General features: G+C 37.4%; 15 protein-coding genes and 14 tRNA genes. 3 read left to right on the top strand and 26 right to left on the bottom strand.

All coding sequences use genetic code 11. The features are described from left to right. Window positions 1-748 precede the first annotated feature (748 nt). Genes M030_RS0111140 through M030_RS0111130 form a run of 3 tightly spaced genes read left to right on the top strand, consistent with a single transcriptional unit; the run spans window position 749 to window position 2415 of the window. Window positions 749-1174: a MarR family winged helix-turn-helix transcriptional regulator gene (locus M030_RS0111140; protein ID WP_027373568.1), complete on the top strand. Its 426-nt coding sequence runs from the start codon at window positions 749-751 to the stop codon at window positions 1172-1174. A 9-nt stretch (window positions 1175-1183) separates the two neighbouring features. Continuing rightward, window positions 1184-1528 (top strand): GIY-YIG nuclease family protein, encoded by a 345-nt coding sequence (locus M030_RS0111135; protein ID WP_027373567.1) that lies wholly within the window; start codon window positions 1184-1186, stop codon window positions 1526-1528. Next, complete coding sequence (locus M030_RS0111130; RefSeq protein WP_027373566.1) at window positions 1525-2415, top strand: alpha/beta fold hydrolase; 891 nt, start codon at window positions 1525-1527, stop codon at window positions 2413-2415. Before M030_RS0111135 ends, M030_RS0111130 begins: the two co-directional genes overlap by 4 nt. A 31-nt stretch (window positions 2416-2446) precedes the next feature. Here the strand turns inward: M030_RS0111130 and M030_RS24005 are convergent, their stop codons facing one another. From M030_RS24005 to M030_RS0111005, 26 genes are all read right to left on the bottom strand, one after another. Continuing rightward, entirely contained in the window at window positions 2447-4420 is a 1974-nt protein-coding gene (locus M030_RS24005) for an AAA family ATPase (protein WP_228375220.1), read from the bottom strand. Window positions 4421-4541: 121 nt separating this feature from the next. Further along, the gene (locus M030_RS0111120) at window positions 4542-5093 is read right to left on the bottom strand and encodes a 3'-5' exonuclease (protein ID WP_027373565.1); all 552 of its coding nucleotides are present in this window, start codon (window positions 5091-5093) and stop codon (window positions 4542-4544) included. 154 nt (window positions 5094-5247) lie between these two features. Beyond that, on the bottom strand, window positions 5248-6261 hold the full coding sequence (locus M030_RS0111115; protein WP_027373564.1) for an RNA ligase, Rnl2 family: 1014 nt from the start codon (window positions 6259-6261) through the stop codon (window positions 5248-5250). A gap of 3 nt (window positions 6262-6264) precedes the next feature. Then, a complete protein-coding gene (locus M030_RS24000) occupies window positions 6265-6621 on the bottom strand; it encodes a cyclic-phosphate processing receiver domain-containing protein (RefSeq protein WP_027373563.1) in 357 nt (118 codons plus the stop codon). Between the two features lie 71 nt (window positions 6622-6692). Then, on the bottom strand, window positions 6693-7178 hold the full coding sequence (locus M030_RS0111105) for a ribonuclease H-like YkuK family protein (protein WP_027373562.1): 486 nt from the start codon (window positions 7176-7178) through the stop codon (window positions 6693-6695). A 109-nt stretch (window positions 7179-7287) separates the two neighbouring features. Beyond that, a tRNA-Trp gene (locus M030_RS0111100) sits at window positions 7288-7358 on the bottom strand. A gap of 146 nt (window positions 7359-7504) precedes the next feature. Continuing rightward, window positions 7505-7577: transfer RNA gene (locus M030_RS0111090), tRNA-Phe, on the bottom strand. A 41-nt stretch (window positions 7578-7618) separates the two neighbouring features. Further along, window positions 7619-7694, bottom strand: a tRNA-Leu gene (locus M030_RS0111085). Between the two features lie 180 nt (window positions 7695-7874). Then, window positions 7875-7946 (bottom strand) — tRNA-Glu (locus M030_RS0111075). 81 nt (window positions 7947-8027) lie between these two features. After that, window positions 8028-8111: transfer RNA gene (locus tag M030_RS25530), tRNA-Tyr, on the bottom strand. 159 nt (window positions 8112-8270) lie between these two features. Continuing rightward, window positions 8271-8352 (bottom strand) — tRNA-Cys (locus M030_RS25525). Window positions 8353-8652: 300 nt separating this feature from the next. Continuing rightward, window positions 8653-8724 (bottom strand) — tRNA-Asn (locus M030_RS0111065). Between the two features lie 5 nt (window positions 8725-8729). Then, window positions 8730-8803 (bottom strand) — tRNA-Met (locus tag M030_RS0111060). 83 nt (window positions 8804-8886) lie between these two features. After that, window positions 8887-8958, bottom strand: a tRNA-Pro gene (locus tag M030_RS25520). A 68-nt stretch (window positions 8959-9026) separates the two neighbouring features. After that, window positions 9027-9098: transfer RNA gene (locus M030_RS25515), tRNA-Asp, on the bottom strand. Between the two features lie 8 nt (window positions 9099-9106). Then, a tRNA-Arg gene (locus tag M030_RS0111055) sits at window positions 9107-9180 on the bottom strand. 3 nt (window positions 9181-9183) lie between these two features. Continuing rightward, window positions 9184-9260, bottom strand: a tRNA-Lys gene (locus M030_RS0111050). A gap of 5 nt (window positions 9261-9265) precedes the next feature. After that, a tRNA-Ile gene (locus M030_RS0111045) sits at window positions 9266-9339 on the bottom strand. 9 nt (window positions 9340-9348) lie between these two features. Then, window positions 9349-9421: transfer RNA gene (locus M030_RS0111040), tRNA-His, on the bottom strand. A 569-nt stretch (window positions 9422-9990) separates the two neighbouring features. After that, the gene (locus tag M030_RS0111035; RefSeq protein WP_034722467.1) at window positions 9991-10119 is read right to left on the bottom strand and encodes a hypothetical protein; all 129 of its coding nucleotides are present in this window, start codon (window positions 10117-10119) and stop codon (window positions 9991-9993) included. A 303-nt stretch (window positions 10120-10422) separates the two neighbouring features. Further along, a complete protein-coding gene (locus M030_RS0111030) occupies window positions 10423-11445 on the bottom strand; it encodes a tetratricopeptide repeat protein (protein WP_228375218.1) in 1023 nt (340 codons plus the stop codon). Then, the gene (locus M030_RS0111025; RefSeq protein ID WP_027373559.1) at window positions 11435-13132 is read right to left on the bottom strand and encodes a hypothetical protein; all 1698 of its coding nucleotides are present in this window, start codon (window positions 13130-13132) and stop codon (window positions 11435-11437) included. The genes M030_RS0111030 and M030_RS0111025 overlap by 11 nt, the downstream gene beginning before the upstream one ends. Next, window positions 13122-15500, bottom strand: a complete 2379-nt coding sequence (locus M030_RS0111020; protein ID WP_027373558.1) for a hypothetical protein — start codon at window positions 15498-15500, stop codon at window positions 13122-13124. The genes M030_RS0111025 and M030_RS0111020 overlap by 11 nt, the downstream gene beginning before the upstream one ends. Beyond that, a complete protein-coding gene (locus M030_RS0111015) occupies window positions 15491-16234 on the bottom strand; it encodes a hypothetical protein (RefSeq protein ID WP_027373557.1) in 744 nt (247 codons plus the stop codon). The genes M030_RS0111020 and M030_RS0111015 overlap by 10 nt, the downstream gene beginning before the upstream one ends. Further along, window positions 16207-17340: an AAA family ATPase gene (locus M030_RS0111010; RefSeq protein WP_027373556.1), complete on the bottom strand. Its 1134-nt coding sequence runs from the start codon at window positions 17338-17340 to the stop codon at window positions 16207-16209. The genes M030_RS0111015 and M030_RS0111010 overlap by 28 nt, the downstream gene beginning before the upstream one ends. Then, on the bottom strand, window positions 17337-17987 hold the full coding sequence (locus M030_RS0111005) for a hypothetical protein (protein ID WP_228375216.1): 651 nt from the start codon (window positions 17985-17987) through the stop codon (window positions 17337-17339). Before M030_RS0111005 ends, M030_RS0111010 begins: the two co-directional genes overlap by 4 nt. Window positions 17988-18130 lie beyond the last annotated feature (143 nt).

Below are 18130 nucleotides of genomic sequence, written 5' to 3'. Positions count from 1 at the left end.
GATAAATAGTTTTTTTCAGGTTATTTTCTCTTCCGTTCATCAGCTGGTCAGTAATTTTTCATCTGCTTCAGACTGATTAAGGGTTATTAGTTCATTATACAATTCTAACAGCTTTTTGAGATTAAACACAGATTCTTAACAGCTGAAAGTAGAATACCGAAACAGGCATTGGGATTGATCAAATCGGATGATCTATTCAAAACCGGCCGTTTCACTGACAGTTTCTCCACGGCATGTACTTCAAAATCTATGAAACCTCCCTATTTACCGGCACTTCAAAAGGTATACCAGAGAATGCTTCTCTTTATTAAACAAACCGGTAGACTGAATTATCGTTTCTGTTCCCGTATCAGAACCTTTAGATATCAATTCCTCTTACAAAGGGATCACTTCAATAATTCACTCAGGCATGGAAGATTAAATATTCTCCGATAAGCATCAATTTGTTCTTCTTAGCTAAAATAGCAAAATTTGATCTACAGGACATAAGTTATCCCTAAAAAGTGAATTTTTTAACAAAAATTTATGCTTTTAACACTAGTCTGAAGAGCATTTTCAAAAAGGACCTACCACAAAACAGTATTTCATTTGTCAAAATAGCACACTTTCCAGTGTGTTAATAAACTTCTCACTTAAAAAGGACAAAAATACCAACCGCCTTTAAAAACAGATTAAAAAAATAAATCTTAATTCATTAAAATGTATATATTTGCAACATACAAATACTTGATAACTCAAATACTTTTCAATGATAAGCAACGAATTATTACTTTTAATCAACATTAATAAATTACAATCCGTCATTTCAAGAAAATTTGATTCTCTCAGTGTACACGGATTAGGTTTTAATGATTTTGTAATTCTTTATATATTAAGTACTTCTGCCAAAAGTAAAATACGGAGAATTGATCTGGCGGAAAAAATAGGTTTGACTGCTTCAGGAATTACCCGTTTACTCAATCCACTTGAAAAAATCGGCCTTGTCTCCAGGGAAATAAATGAAAGAGATGCACGGGTAAGTTATGTCATTATAACACCTACAGGCAAAGCTATATTTGAAGAAGCAAAAACTACAGCAGAAATGATAACGAAAGATATTCTCAGTCCTAAAAAAAATAAATCTTTAAAAGCTTTTGCAGAGCTGTTATCTGACCTGGGAGCGAATATCCAATAACCTATTATTATGAAGAATACGATAAAAAGAGAGCTAAGAGAAAAAGCAAAAAACCACAAAACTACGATGGGTGTGCTTTCCGTTACTAATGCAACAAACGGTAAGCAATATATTCAGGGTTCGGTACATCTTGAAGCCTTGGTTAATAAAATGAAATTCCTTCTGGACGGAGGACTATTTGCTGATACTTCATTGCAAAAAGACTGGAAGGAACTGGGAAGTGAGGCATTTACCTTTGAGTTTGTTATTGTTATTCCTGAACAGGCCAATCCATACGTCAATTACCGTCAGGAGATCTCAAAAGCTGAAAAAGTATTTATTTCTGAAGCAACAACTGAATTATACAGACCATGACCGCAGTCATCAGAATAAAAGATGTTGATCTCTGCTATGAAATCTTTGGGGAAGAAGAACAGAATACTATTGTGCTGATCTCCGGATTGGGAAGTCAGATGATCCGTTGGGAAAATCCCTTTTGCGAAATGTTGGTAAGCAACGGTTTCAGAGTGATCCGTTTTGATAACAGGGATTCGGGACAATCAGTTTTCACAGCTCAATCTCCCATCGCCACAGACAAAAATATTGAGAAAATGTTTTCGACACCGGGCGAAGACGATATACCTTATCCATTGATGGATATGGCAAAGGATGTGATTGAACTACTTGACCATTTACATATTAAAAAAGTCCATATTGCGGGACGTTCAATGGGAGGAATTATTGCTCAGTTATTAGGAGTTTATTATCCTGAAAGAATGCTGTCACTCACCTGCATCATGTCAACTTCTTTGAATCCTTTACTGCCTGAACCTGATCCCGAAATTATGGGAATGATGATGAAACCGGGTACTGATCCCAACACGCAGAAAGAAACCTATATCAAGGAAAGAATAAATTTTGCTGAAAAAATTTCAGGCAGCTTATATCCTCTTGATGCAGATCACGAAAGAAATATGATCGAAGCAGAGCTTTTGCGTTCTCAAACCAAAAACGGAATCATCAGACAGCTTCTGGCCATGGGATCATATCCATATAATCGTGACATTCTGAAGGAAATAACAATTCCTGCTTTGATCATCCATGGAACAGATGATAAGATCTTTCATCCGGATTGCGGAAAGGATATCGCAGATTCTATTCCGAACTCTGAATGGCTTCTTATTGAAGGAATGGGGCATTCTATTCCCTCTGGACTTTACGCATTAATTGTTGAGCGCATTAGCAACCTGATCAGTGAATAAGGTTATGAAAAAAGACTTTTGAGAAAATGAGTTACATCTTAAAAGTCTTTTCCACTTCAGTAAGCCCCATTTTCGCAAGATGCCTGTAAACGGTTGCCACGGTAATCTTTCTCTTTTCTGCAATTTCATAAGGAGGCATTCCTTCATCAAATAATTGAAATGTGATCAGATGAGTGGGCTTTTTTACAATCACTACAGAGGTATCTACTTCGTTTTCTTTATCAAAAAGAGGAAATCCCAGCAGATCGCAATCTTTTAATCTGTCAATATAGTCTGCAAGATCATACAATAATGTTCTGGTTTCTGCATTAAAAGCTTTTAATCCTCTGGCACCTGAAGTTTCAGAATAAAAGTCCTTTAAAGGGAGGAAGAAATTTTCCACGGTATTGTTGTAAAAAAAATCGACAGCACCTTTGCATTTATCCTCAATTTCAGACCACTTCCTTTCTCCCACCGCGAAACTCTCTGACATCTGCTGAATAATTTTCTTAAACTTTCGGAAAATGTCCTCCAGCTTTCCGGCTTCTTTTTCAAAGTTCTGAAGAAGTTCTTTTAATTTTTTCTGATCCGGTATTTCTGAAGACACAGCAGAACCTTTCCAATGTATGACAGCTTCCTTCAGCCAGCCCGCATCTGAAGTCATCTGAATTTTATGCAGGCTATAAGCATATTTATCCTGTTTGACCAGCTGTTCCAAAATATCATTGGCATTCGTAGACTCTTGAAAATCTTCAATCCTTTGATCACAAAATACGGCTTCGGGGGTGATTTTAGATTTCAGAACAATTCCCTTCAAAGTACGGCAACGGCTGAGTGCGACATAGACCTGTCCACTCGCAAACGATCTTCCTGCATCAATAATGACGCGGTCAAAAGTTAATCCCTGGCTTTTATGAATGGTCACCGCCCATGCCAGTCGTATCGGGTACTGTTCAAAACTTCCGATGACTTCGGTTTTTATATTCTTTTCTGCGTCGAGGCTATATCTTTTTTGTTCCCAGACTTCTTTGGTTACGGTTATTTCTGTTCCGGTTTCTTCAAAAACAGCCTTGATCAGGTCTTCTTCCACATGCGAAATGGTGGCAAGCCGTCCGTTATAAAATTTCTTTTCGGGTGATGAATCATTTCGGATAAACATAATTTGACTTCCTTCTTTGAGTTCCAGGATTTCGTCATTCGGATATTGGGTTTCTTTGAATTCTCCTGTTACTGCAGCCTGATAAAAATGAGAAGTTCCGGATAATTCTCTCAGTTTTTTCTGATTGATATGGTCTGCCATACGGTTATGGGAGCAAAGATGAATATAGGTTTCATTTTCAGGCTCAAAGTCTGGCTGATATCGCGAATTTAGCTCTTCAAAATCAAGATTACGAAAATCTGCATGTCTTACGGCATTGAGAATTTCAAGAAATTCTTTATCCTGCTGGCGATATACTTTCATCAACTCTACGCTTATCAACGGAAGTCCCTGCAGTGCTTTGGCAGAAAAGAAAAAGGGTGTTGGATAAAATTTTGATAAGATCCTTTCTGAATCCTCTCTTACCACAGGAGGCAACTGGTACAAATCACCTATTAACAGCAATTGAGCACCTCCAAATGGCAGTTGATTTCTTCTGACCCGTCTTAGTGAATGATCCATCATATCCAGCAGGTCGGCTCTAAGCATCGAAACTTCATCAATAATGATCAATTCAATTTCGCGGAACAGATCGAGTTTATCTTTCCGGTATTTAAAATGAGGAAAAAGCTCGTTAATATTCATAGCCAAATTAGGATCCACTGGTTCTGTAGTGGGTACAAAAGTTCGTAACGGAAGTCCGAATAATGAATGAATGGTTACCCCACCCGCATTGATAGCTGCTATTCCTGTCGGCGCAACGATAATGTGTTTTTTGCGGGTTTTTTTTACAAAATCATTAAGAAAAGTAGTTTTTCCTGTTCCTGCTTTCCCTGTTAAAAAAACACTTCTGGCGGTATGTTCAAGCAATTCAACAAGTGCTTCCAATGGATACAAATTTTCATCAAAGTTAATTGATAAAAAAAGAAAATCTCAAGGTTACTATAAAAAAGACTCCCTTTTTCAAGAGAGTCAGTGTATTGAGGAATATTAAAGATGCTCCATCTTTTTAGTAATTTTTCAGGCACCAATGAAGAATTTTGGCGATGTTTTTCGCATCATCCACGCCTCTGTGGTGAGTGCCTTCCAATGTCATTCCGAGCTCGCACAAAGCCCTGTTCATACCGACACTTTTCCTTATGGTAGGATGAATTTCCCCGAATAGTGTTTTCACATTGATGTGGTCATCACTCATCGGATAATCCGTATAGAACCTTCTGGCCTGGTTCTGGAGCATATTCAGGTCGTAGTTTCCGTAGCTGGCCCATGTCAGTTCTTCTGAATCGTATTCTGCCCTGAGGATGTCAAATGCATCATCCAGCATCATTCCTTCGCTATCCAGCATATTCTGGGTCAATGTGGTAAGCTCAGTACAAAACGGACTTACTTTTGAATGCTGAGGTCTGATCAGAATTCCTTCATTTTTGGAGATCTTACCGGTTCTGGCATTCATCATACATACTCCGATTTCAATGATCTCACTTTCCTGACCTCTTGGTGGTCGGTTTTCCCAACATGTGGCCTCAAGGTCTACAATTAATATATTTTCTGTTGTTTTCACTTTGTTTAAAATTTTTGTTTCAATGGAAATCAAAACATAGAATGAAATAACTTTCAAGAGTCAAATGCTTCATTATTTTTCCATTTAATTTGTTACTTATTAGTTTAATATCCTGGTCCTGTTACATAAAAAGTTTCGGTAACCAATACCGAAACTATATTTTGAGAGTCATCAGCTCTTCTTTTACACAATCAATAACTATAGAATTCAACTTTTTGTTGATTCTTTTCTGCTCTTCCTTTTCAATGGTTGCAAAAGCTGCCGGAAAATCTTTTTCAAAATCTTCCAGAACATCCTGAGCAAAAAGACCGATTACTTTTCCTATCATTTTAGGCTCAAACTCACCGGTCTTGCTGAGCACATTATTCAATCTGTTGGCTGTCACATATTGCTGGATTTCTTCCCAGATATTCTGAGCCTGTTCGCTGAAATCAATTGGTTTCTGAGCAATTTTTGCTTGTTTTTTCACCATTTTAGATTTCTCGATCCATTTTTCATTCTTATTTTTCAGAATGACTCTTGCACCGTTGCCAAAATATCTGGTTTTCAAAGTTTTTACAATGGTTCCTTCACACATATTGTTCAATTCCGGGAGCCCTAGCCATGCCGGGATTTTAGAGTTAAAAACATTCGGGAACTTCAACGCTTCTTCCAATGTACCCTGAAACAAGGTTTTAGCATAGAAAAATCCTGTTTTTTCAAAAATAATATTGATAATATCTGTATCCAGGTAAGTAACCCCGTTTAACTTAATATCGAAGGCATAAAATTCGTTATAAGGTGCATATTCAATACCTTTTTGCACTCTTACTGCATCTTTTACCGCCTCTACATCTTTATGTTTGTAGCCGCCACCAAACAATTCTCCATAAATGACTATTGTTTGAACATCCCGATAAAGCTTTTTCACAGCATGGAATACTTCCACTACATTTTTTCTGTAACGTTCCAATATCTGATGGGCATTGAAAAATTTTTCATCATTACCGATGAATGCAGTTCTCTTCGCGATTTTAATCTCCTTTCCGTCGGTAAAGAAAGAGAAATTAGCCCCGTGAACTTTCTCCTGCACGATGAAAACCTCATCCCCAAAACCCTGCAGTCTGATTTGCTCAATGACGTGGGTTTGGTAAGCATTTTCTATAGAGTTATATGTTTTAAAAATCATTTTTTAGTTTTTTTTAAAGTTTTTTAAAAGGCTTTCAATATTTTCCTTTCCTACAGGGTTCATGGAATGGCAATAGAATTTGGGGATATTCAAAGAATGATCCAAGCAATATTCTATCAACCATTTGGCACAATCGTAGCCTGTTTTTTCAACGGATTCCTGAGAATCGTGTTGCAGATCAGCAAGGTCATGGTCAAAAGAAATCATTTCCGGAATTCCTTTTTCCAAAATCCAGTGGACGAACTGCCCGTAATTGCGAACAATATGCCAGTCTTTTCTGAGGAAAATATCCTGTCTGGTATACTTATACGCCTCAACAGGATATCTTATATCATCCAGAAATAATAATCTTTTTGTCATTTTTTTACGGTTTTGTAAGTCCGGAAGATGGATAAGGTTGTTAGAAACTTCCTTCTTCCCCTTCCGGTTATTTATACCATCATATCAGCACAATTGGAACTTGCAAAGGCAAAAGGTTTTGCTCTAAACACGTATCCCATTCCCAGAATATATCCCATAGCATCTTTCAAAGCCACATTGGATTTAAAATCCGGATCGGTATTAATGTCTGCGTGTACCTCCATTTCCACTCCATAAGTGTCCAATACAGAACAGATTGCGTACGCGATTTCAACAGATTTGTTGACCTCGTTCAGCATTCGCTCCTTGATACTGATCGTCTGTATTTCTCTTTCTTTTCTGATAAAGGTAAACGCTCCTTTTCCTTCACGAATAAATACTACTGCCGTAGCATAGCTGATAGCGTCTCCGTATACATGAGAGTCTGATCCCACACATACTTTCAGACGATGTCCGTTTGCCTGTTCGCGAATGATGGCTTCTTCTACCAGCTGCGTGATAGAATTACGGAAAATTTTTCCATTCATATTCTGCCATGTTTGTTGTTGCGTTTCCATTTTTTCTACATGTTTTAAATTTTGTTTTAAATTAATTTGTGAATTTGTAAATCGTCAATTTTTACAGCCATTTGCAAAGCAAAATTCACTATTGACAATTTACTTTTTGAACTCCGAACCGGATTCGAACCAGTACTGTCAGTTTTGGAGACTGAGATACTGCCGTTACACTATCGGAGTAAACTGTGTTGATTCATCAGGGCTCGAACCTAAACTCCAAGAATCAAAATCTTGTGTGCTGCCTATTACACTATGAATCAATTTGATGAGCAATGAATACGATTCAAATCCATTTTGATAATGTTTTCATGGTCTATTACTTATTGTGGAACAGACAGGAATTGAACCTGTACCTTTAGTTTTTCAGACTAACGTGCAGACCTTCTACACCACTCTTCCTTTTTATATGAGTGATTACTCACTACTTATCCTGTATATTCTGGTACGGGAAGAGGGACTCGAACCCCCAACGGCCTGATCCTAAATCAAGAGTGTCTACCATTCCACCATTCCCGCAGTTTTTATAATAAAAAAGAAAGGCTGTCCTTATTTTTATTGATTAAAGATCTTCTGCTCCCGGGCAGCCCTTTTCTCTTTTCTTTATTTTTTGAATGGTAACCGGCCAATTTTTTTTCAACATCTGAACTTTCATGGTATTATTATCAATTCAAGATTGACCGGTTCATTCACATCCAGTACTCTATAAGGGAATCGAACCCTTGTTTTCTGCTCGAAAGGCAGGCGTCCTTACCGTTAGACGAATAGAGCAAAAACCAACCGACCGGGAATCGAACCCAAACAACAAGAGTACATTTCCTGCATGCTGCCATTACATTATCGGTGGTATAGTGGAAGTAGTAGGATTCGAACCTACTCAGCTATGAAGCAACAGATTTACAGTCTGCCCCGACTCTCCAACTTCGGCGTACTTCCTTTTTTCATGAGTAATCAACAATGAACAGTACATCGTTTTTGCTATTCTTTCTCATTGGAGTCAATAAAGCTTGTCTTAATTTTTTTGTTTGATATAAGAACTTCTATGCCCGACAAGCTTTATTTTTTCTCCTGAACTGATCTCATTTTAGGAATTTGAGATGGCTATGGGATTCAAACCCACTCAGTTTACACAACGGTTTTGCAGACCGCCCCGACTCTTCCACTTCGGCGAACCATCATTTAACCCATAATGATTGACGGGTAATGCGCGTCTTTCACTATTTGTTTTTAGCTTTTTAAAAAGAAAGGCCCGTCTGTATTTTGATTAAAGACCTTCTGCGCTTGACAGGCTTTTCTTTTTCAATAAGGATATTCTGTAAAAGAGATTATCATTTTATTACTCTCTGTTTTTACATTTTAATTTGATAATCATCGGAGAAACAAAAGCTTGTCTATATTTTTTGTATTTGGCGTAAAGATCTTCTGCTCCCGACAAACTTTCATTTTTCTCCTGAAACAATTAACATTGAGTTATCTGCGATTCTGGAAAGATTCGAACTTTCAACTTCCGGTTTAACAGACCGGTGCTCTACCATTGAGCTACAAAATCATTTGTAGTTTCGGAAGGGCTCGAACCTTCAACCTCCGGCTTATGAAACCGATACTCTAGCCACTTGAGCTACGAAACCTTTTGTATTCCATAAGGGGATCGGAACTTCGTCTTCCGGTAGAAAGCCGAATGCACTTACCCCTATGCTAATGGAACCAATTGTCTGGAAAGCAAGATTTGAACTTGCGACCTCCCGCGTCCAAGACGGGTAAACAACCACCGTTATCTTTCCAGTTTTACAGATTCACGTTTACCTTTCTTTTCCGGGAGACAGCCGGAACTTTATGGTGTGGGAATCTTTGCGGTCTATGCGAGAATCGAACTCGCAGTGCCCAAGAGACAGTCGGGCAGGTTAGCCATTACCTCAATAGACCAATTTTTGTGATTCCGAAAGGATTCGAACCTCTAACCCTGGGTTTAGAAAACCCATGCTCTATCCGGTTGAGCTACGGAACCGTTTGGTAATCCCAGAAAGATTTGAACTTTCAACCCCCGGTTTAAAAGACCGGTGCTCTAACCATTTGAGCTATGAGATTTTTTGTAATCCCAGAAGGATTCGAACCTTCAACCTTCGACGTATCAGGTCGATGCCCTAACCAATTGAGCCATGGGATTTTATATTTTGGGTTTCTCCGGGGATCGAACCCTGTTCTCCGGTTCCACAGACCGGCGCTTTACCAGATAAGCTAAAGAAACCATAAAAAAAGCGCCTCTTTCGGGAGGCGCTTTATATATTTTTACGTAAAAGATCATTAGCTGACCCACGTATATAAGCACCTTTTATCCACAATTTCAAGATCAAGAATACACAGACTCATTACCGGCTCCTGTCCGAATAGTCTTGAATATTGATTGAATATGTTGTGTAATTGTTTCATTTTATTTTTTGTTTGCTTTTAAATTATTTTTTGTTGAATCCTGAAAACCTGTTGCTTTCAATTTTCGGTTGCAAAGTAAATATGAATTTTTGAAACCACCAAATAAATTTTTAACTTAAGTAATTGAAAAACAGTTATTTACATCAAAAATAAAGCATAAGAAATATGTGTCCGCAATATTTTGCAGATCTCTTAATTACCTAAATGACTGTCTCTCATCGGGTTGCTTATCACTCTATTTTATCGTATTAAAGTTTCATTGTTAATTAAAAAATTTTCATGTTTATGGTTATTTTTTTTCATTCTAAATAATTTCTGACCTAAAAAACAAAAAACGCCTCGAAAAATCGAGGCGTTTCTGCAATATTTTGATTAATTTTTTACGAATTTACAGTAAATAATTTCCAAAGTCAGCACATTTCACCTCATTCCATATCATCTCATCATACGTGAATAATCCTTTATTTAAAGGACTTTTGCATAGTTCTGCATTGATATGTGCTCTTTGTATTGTCATAATTTTCTGTGGCAAAGATACTGTTTTTTGCTATTATTTTATGATGTTTACAGCAAGGAGGCATGAAAAATGGCTTTAGAATGGCACTTTCTGAAGTTTATCTCCTATGGACTTCTAATGCTGACTTTTTCCGAAAATGCTGAAGATTGATTTTTTGAAATGGTTAGTTTTAGCTAAAGTCAATAGGATGTGGTTATTTTTGAATAGTTCGGTTAAAAGCCCAATCCTATTGATGTAGTGGAATAATATTGAAATTTAAAAGACAATATCTTGTATCTTGTATCTTGTATCTTTTATCTTTTATCAATTTCTAAACATCTTATTTCTTCCGGTTTTATATCTGGAGATATCTTTTAAAATCACCTCATCATCGGGATTGAAGTGTTTTAACTCATTGACAATTTCAGAGCGGCTTTCTACTTTTTCTGCAATAATTTCGTAGGCTATATTTCGGGTGACGGCTTGCAGCTTGGGATCTTTTTTAAACTCATGCTTCATGGCATCCAGATAAATGATTTTTTTGTAAAAAGGAGTTTTATCGTAAAGGTTACGGATTTCTGTTTCAAGTTTTCGGGTATCAGATATATTGGCAAAATAATTATTCAAACAATTGAAGGAGTCTTTATTCTCTTCCCAACCTTTCAATAAGACTTTTTGTGCCTCTTCGGTATTTTCCATTTTTTTCCGGTATATCAAAGAAGCTTTTACCATTTGATGATTGGTAATATACTCATCTGCCACCATTTGATAATAGGCATGGGCATTTTTCAGATCACTCATTTCTTTATAGAGGTCTCCCACTTTCTCCTTTTGCTCCATTTCTTTATAAAGGTCAATGGCTTTTTTATATTGTTTGGCCTTTTCATAACATGCTGCGGCATCAGATTTATTTTTTAATTTTTTAAGATAGACCGCTGCAGCTTCATTATAAAAGCCACCATCTTCCAATGTTTTTGCGCCTCGATAATTATCCTGAAGCAGGTTCATATAAACTTTTGCCGCCTTTTTGTAATCCTTCTCGGCAATGTATTTTTGTGCCAGTTCTTCATATTTACTTCTGATCTTATCAAACAATGAGTTTTCGAGATAAAAGTTACCACCGCCACCACTTCTTTTCCGGGAATTTCGTTCATTCTGTTCTTTATCTTTCAAAGCAGCAATCACCATAAAAATAATAAAGGCTACGATAAGAAAAAGGAATAATGTTCCTACAACACTCCAGAAGCTCTCATGAAACAGCTGAGCGACAATTCCGATGATTTTAAACATGGCCAGCAGGACAAAAGCAGCCATAAATTTGTCGATAAACTTCTGTCTATTCATCATCTTCTGAGTTTAAAATTGTTTTATCTTCCCTGAAAAGACGGTACAGAAGCAGCATCACGCAGATTACAAGCAGCCATACAAACCAATTATAACCGAACATTTTCACCAACGGATAAAAAAGATACACCAGCATTGCCACCAGGACCGCAATCAGGAAAAATTTGATCCATCCCGGCACATGATCTCCACCGAGATTAAAAAATTTGCCTTTGGCAATGAAAGAATATAACCCCACTGCACCAATCATCGCTATCACCAGATATAAAACATCCGACACCGGAGTGTCTTCCTTCTTTATACTTCCTCCTGTATCAATTCCTGTGATTTTTGAGTTTTTCCCGTAATACCGTGAAGGATCAGCCAGGTCAACAGTTCCGTATAACCTTCCCAGAGAGTCTTCGATGAGTGCCTGTCTTTTCTTCAAAAGGTATTTGACAACCTCCCCATTTACAGGTTTTCCTTTGGTATATTGTTTCAGGGAATCTGATATTTTACGTTTTAAATTTTCTGTTTTTTCTTCAATATGCTTTTTAATTCTTTTGGTGTAAATGATTTTAAGTGAATCCCTGCTTTTTTGTTCTCTGTTTCCCAGTTTTTCAATATCGTGTCCTATTTCACTTACTTCCCTGCCTCCTGATTTTTTATATTCTTTTTTCTCCTTTTCATTTTTGGCTTCCATCATACCAGCTGTAAGAAGTTCATTGGAAAGACCTCTTCTTTTGAGGAAGTACATAGAATCTATTTTCTGATCGATTTCAGAGGTTCCTGACCGGAAGGCAATCATATCTGACGGGGCCTTTACAGCATCAGTTAAAACAGTTCCCGACGATTTTCCCGTTGTCTCTCCTTCTGATGTATTTTTATCTGATGGTAATACAATTCTTAAAACAATAGCTATGGCAATGACTGCCCAGAAAATTTTACGAAAATTTTTGGTCCCGGCAGTCTCCGGTTTACCTTCCTGGTTAGTTCCGAATAAGCCTTCCAGCCAGGTAAATTTTGCAAAGCCATTTCCACGAGACGTTCCCATGACATCCAGAGGAACTCCCAATTCTATAGCCCTTTCCGGATATTTTTCAATATATTTTAAATACTTTTCTATTTCTTTTTTGTTTCCGGCCATTACTTTTTTAAGATCAAATGGCAGGTTATTCATCCATTCTTCCTCAGTTTGTCGCGGTTCTAATGTTTCAAGGACTTTTTCATCATCCATTTCAACCGTATAACTTTCTATTTTCTGAGGGATTTTTACTCCGTTCAGCGGCCTTCTGACGGGCTCACTGATTTTTCCCGGATCCTGAATTAATGCTATCCAATCTATAGGTTCGGACAGTTTTACCAGTCCAAATCCGGGATGCATGATAATAAAAGGGGCATCCAGCTGTTGCCAGTCTTCAGGAGTAATTTTAGGATAAAATGTACTATTTTCCGGAATAAAAAGCCTGTCATCTACCCATTGAAAATAGGCATTCCTGCCAATTTCCTGAGGAGCATGATCTTTAAAAACGAGAAAACATCCATAGAGAATATGGGGTTCGTTATCCGGAATAGCATATGCCTGTACACCGCTAAGGTCAATACCGAGGATTTCCATTTCCTGAAGCCATATCACCGGTGAAGCCCCTTTAATTAAAAGGCCTTTTTTAGGATAATTATTTTTCGGAAAAGGGTGTATTCTAAGCTCCATAATCCAAAATCTGCTCTATAAATGCTTTCAAAAACCGTTGACACATTTCATCCATTGTTTTTACCTTCAACAGGGCTTGTTCCGGAAGATAATATTCGGAGCCTCCAAATTCGGTATACGTCGCAAGTGCCAGATACCCATTAAGGGTTGAAGGAATAAAAAATTCTTCAATTCCTTTATTGCTGCTTCTGAAAGTCAGCATTCCACGGGAATCTGTAATGATTTCACTTCCGTCAGGGAAGGTAAATTTATTTTTATTCTGTTCTGCAAAAATTGTAATTTCACCTCTGTTTTTGGAAAAATCCAATGTATTTTCAGAGGCACTGTACAGTTTATTTCCGGAAACAACAAGATCTCCGGAATTAGTGATCCCGATTCCATTAAAATTACTAATGATTTTCAGTCCGCTTCTGTTCAGTTTGGCCACTTCTGCCTGTGCCTTGATATTGTTTTTTTCTATTTCTCTGTCTTTAGTGGAAATGACTTCTACTGAGATTTTTCCGTCCCTATTTATTCTGTAAACAGTATCATTTGAAGGTTCATGCAGGTAAAAGCTTTTACCGAAATAAATTAAATGATAAGATTCAGGAATATGTAATCCCGTAAGATTCTGTTCCGAATATTCCCTTGTATTCAGATTCAGCTTGGAAACTAACTTTTTATCATATTGGTACTGGCATAAAATAAAATGCTGTTGCTTATTTTTTGCCATAGCAAACTGTCCCCTTGGTTTTACAGATATATTTTCAAATAAAACTTCACAACCATGGAAGGTTTTATAGTAATCATAGGAATGTCTATCGTAATAGTTATCTGAAAGGTATGTTTTCAGCAACTGTTTTTTAGAACTGAGGATGTAAAACTCTCCTTCATATAAGAACCGGGCTATTGTATTAACGGGTGCGGGAAACAAAATAGGATAATTTTGTGGCAGATCGGTTTTCTTTCCATTTCTGTGATCGTTCTTTTGTTTTTGTTGTGGCGGATTGGCCCATAGCTCCTGAAGAGGAAGTTTTATTTTCTGAATATGCTTCCTTGTTCCCAGATGATGTTTATAAAAATTAATCTCTCCATCAGCGGTAGTTGTTACCAGAAATTTAAGTCTGTCTCTGTTTTCATGGATAATTTTCTGAACTTTTTCATCAGCCATATTTTCCTGATGGGTAATGAAAAACACCTCAATATCTTTTTCGGTATGCTGTTCGGTAAAGAATTTTCCCAGTGCTTCCGACACTTGCAGAACAGAGCTTACCTGATTAAGGTTTTCAATCACATCCTCCACTTTATCCAAAGAAATCGGAATTCCTGATTGTCCGAGAGCAAAAACTTTACATTCTGAGTGGGCTTTAGGGTGTTTAATGACAGCGAGAGCGGAGGCGAACGCCAGTACTTTTGGGGTGCCCCAGTTTCTTAGAGAGGTATCGATTAAAATAATTCTTTCAAAAATATTTTCTTCCGGCGGTATTTCCCTTTGGATGTATAAGACTTCGTTATTGGCTACACGATTCATAAATACTTCCTCATCGTTCGCAAATTCTGAAAGGAGCATCCTGTGAAAATCTCCTTTGTTGGTCATATCGGATATTCCTCCGACAGGTTGTTCTCCCGGGGAAAGATGGCGCATCGGAATTTTTAATCCGCTCCATATTCTTTTGATCAGGCTTCCTACCTGAAAGGTTTTAGGATCTTCGGTAAGCTCTCTGATAAAGTCTTTATCTGTATTGGCTGTGGCTTCTTCCTGTATCACCTCATCATCCAGTTCCGGCTCTCCAATGAGATCTTTCATGGCATCAATGATCGATTGAACGTCAGGAAATTTCGTGTTCAGGTCTAAAGCGCTTAAATCTCTATTTAAATCAGAAGGCCTTGCATGTTTCTTTTCAGCGCAGGTCTCAATTTCATGAGGTCTCTTACTATAAATTTGTAGATTGAAGGCTGCAACTACTGATGATGTTCTATTATGCCCATTTTTGAATAAGGTTTGGAGAAGAACAATTTTATTTTGCTTTTGTTTGTAAATTTTGGGAAGAGATTGTACCTTTTTAAGAAATTCAATCTGCTTTTCTGCTTTGAAATCAACATCACCTACGCTGTAAAAGTTTACGGTCTTTCTCAAAGGTTTCTCAAAATCGATGTATCCGTCCTGCATGGCATACAAAACCATTAGCAATGCCCCAAATGGCGGCCAACCTTGTGGCTGAAGTTCTTTTAAAATTTCCATTACGTAAGGCCTGTACGCAATGGCCCCTACTCCCGGTACTGAGAGAAGGTTGTTGTTGTGATATCCGGAATCACCGGGAACATCTTCATCGGTTTTCCATTCCCAGAAATAATTTTCGTAGGACTGGAAATAGGCCTTTAATTCCATTCTTTTGATTTTATGGTAAGACGGAAAGAACTTACTGATAGTGGTTGGAAATCAGAGTTCCCGATGGAAAGGAAATTTCCGTTTTCATCCCACAAAAGCCATCCGTCTGAATCTTTATTATATTTTTGTTGCAGAAATATGCTCATATTTTTAAACTCAAAATCAAAACCTGCTGGTAGTAAATGTCCGTCTTTTTCCCAAAAGGCTTTTCCGGGAAGGCTTACAATAGGGTTTCCTATGAAAAGCGCATATTCTCCTATCAAAGTCCATTTTATTTTTTCAAGTTTAAATTTTGGAACTCCTGCTATAATTTCTTTAATGTCTGATATTTTTGTTAATAATGCGATGGCTGGCTGTTCTTCACTTAATTCTTTTATATTGATTGTTATCTTTTCATCAATTCCGAAATAATTTTGATTGGAAGCGGGAAATCTTAGCCGTAAAGCTTTATCAATAGGGGTCCAGAGAAGTCCGGTTCTCATTTTTTTACTGGGAACCAATGCCTCTTTTTTAAACAGAAGTCCTTCACGAAGTTCATACAGCAAAAAATCCGGCAGCTGGTGAATTTTCGCAGATAAAGCCTGTTCATCGGTGAATCCTTTAAGCCATATGGTTTGATCATCTGTTGCAATATGGATATTCTTCCAGTCTCTGACAGAGCCCAGAAAATCTTCTCCTGCACGGGGTAATTCCGCCCAGAATTCTTTTATATGGTCTGAAGAATTTTCTGCCATAAGCTTTCAATTTCCTGCTGGATATATTGTTTCTGTTCGGGATTTCTGATCCAGTCACAACGGGTCTGCAGATATCTTAATTTATCTTTGATCACATTCTGTTCTTCGAAACTCAAGGTTCCTTCATTCCATTTATCAACAAGAATTTTCACGTCTTTCATCACGTCTTCGGGATTGGGGGTTTTATTCTGCATGGCCTGCGGATGTGAACGGGGATGATCATCTTTTTCAATGGTCCTGTTGATGATGCCTTCAAGAATTTCGATTTGTTCTTCTGTATCCCAAATATGCTTCAATACCCAAAGGTCAGACAGGACGGCTTCATTTCTTCCACAGATTAAAGCACTTGCTGCAATAAGATTCTGGAGTTTCACTGCTCTACGGTCTGAAATACTTATTCCCGTATTTCTAAGGCTCATAATGGTATTGAGATACACTTCATAAATGGGTTTAAGATCCACTGTTCTGCAGAGTTTCTGGAGTTCTCTGATTTCATCGGCATGAATTCCCGGAACTTCTGTTTCTTCTTCATTTTCGAGTTTTCTTCCTGCTAAAAGTACTTGCTGTAATAATTCCGGATTTACATAATCAACATTGATACGTATCAGAAAACGGTCAAACAAGGCATTCAAAGCTTCATCTTCGGGCAGTACGTTACTGGCTCCCACAAACATCAGAGCGGGCAGGTGTTTGGATTCTTTTCCTCTTTTGAAAATCTTTTCGTTCAAAGCCGTCAGAAGAGAGTTCAGGATAGCTGAATTGGCATTGAAAATCTCATCCAGAAAAACCATTGAAGCTTCCGGCATCATTCCTTCAGTGTTGGTGAGAAGCTCACCCTCTTTTAATCTCCGGATATCAAAAGGACCGAAAATTTCATTAGGTTCCGTGAAACGTGTTAACAGATATTCAAAATTTTTACCGTCCTGAACGGTTTTTGACAATGTTCTTACAATAGCAGATTTTGCCGTACCTGGGGGACCGTACAAAAAAGCATTTTCTCTGGCCAGCAGACAGATCCCCAACAGGTCTACCACATCATTTTTACCAACAAATGTATCTTTTACATAGTTGAGAGCCGTATTGAGTTTATTGATATTCTGTGTCATTGATTTTCTTGGGTTATTATTTTTAGTTCTCTCCAGAATGCCTCTTTATGCATCCCGAATTCTGCCATCAGCAATTTATTGATCAACGGAATTTCTGCCAGTTTATAATCTTTCTTTTCTACAATTCTTTCCAGATATAATTTTCGGTAGGTTTTGTTTTCCAATTCTTTTTCCCAATTTATATTTTTAAGGTCGCAATCATAACCAATTCCGGAATAATGAAAAACGCTTAGAATGTCTTCCAGCATTTTGATCAGTATATCTTCCGGATCTGCAGAATATAATGCTGTTATTATCTCCGGTAAAAATCTCAGTGATAAATCAGCCGAAAGTATAGCAGAAACATCTCTGCTTCCTTTAAATCCTGGAATAAGCCTGCTAAGATCTTTATCAGTATTCTCTCTGATCATATACAACTGAGCACTATGGTACAGTACTTTTGCTGCCCAAACCGCTGTTTTTTTATCATACGCAACCTGATCAGATAAAAACTCCAATCTTTCTTTTTCAAATTCTGTTTCAAAATATACTTCTGCACCTTCTTCCTCTTTCATGGAAATCTCCTGCAAGCTGGAAAAAAGTGTGATGCATTCGTTTTGTCTGAGCAAAAAGATTGTGTCTAGGAATGGTGATCTGGTATCCATCATCTAACAAAAATAAAATTATTTCGTTTAGAATAAAATTTTTAATCAAAGTATTGGTGTTAAATACCGTAACGGAATTTTTTAATGTGAAAAACTGATTAATCAAGAAACCGTGCGTTGTCAGTATTTTAAACCTTGACAACGCA

This window comes from Chryseobacterium sp. UNC8MFCol, from assembly GCF_000482305.1.
GTDB classification, from domain to species: Bacteria; Bacteroidota; Bacteroidia; order Flavobacteriales; family Weeksellaceae; genus Chryseobacterium; species Chryseobacterium indologenes.
The sequence above is the reverse complement of the archived record's forward strand: the minus strand, read 5'-3'. Positions and strand labels throughout refer to the sequence as shown.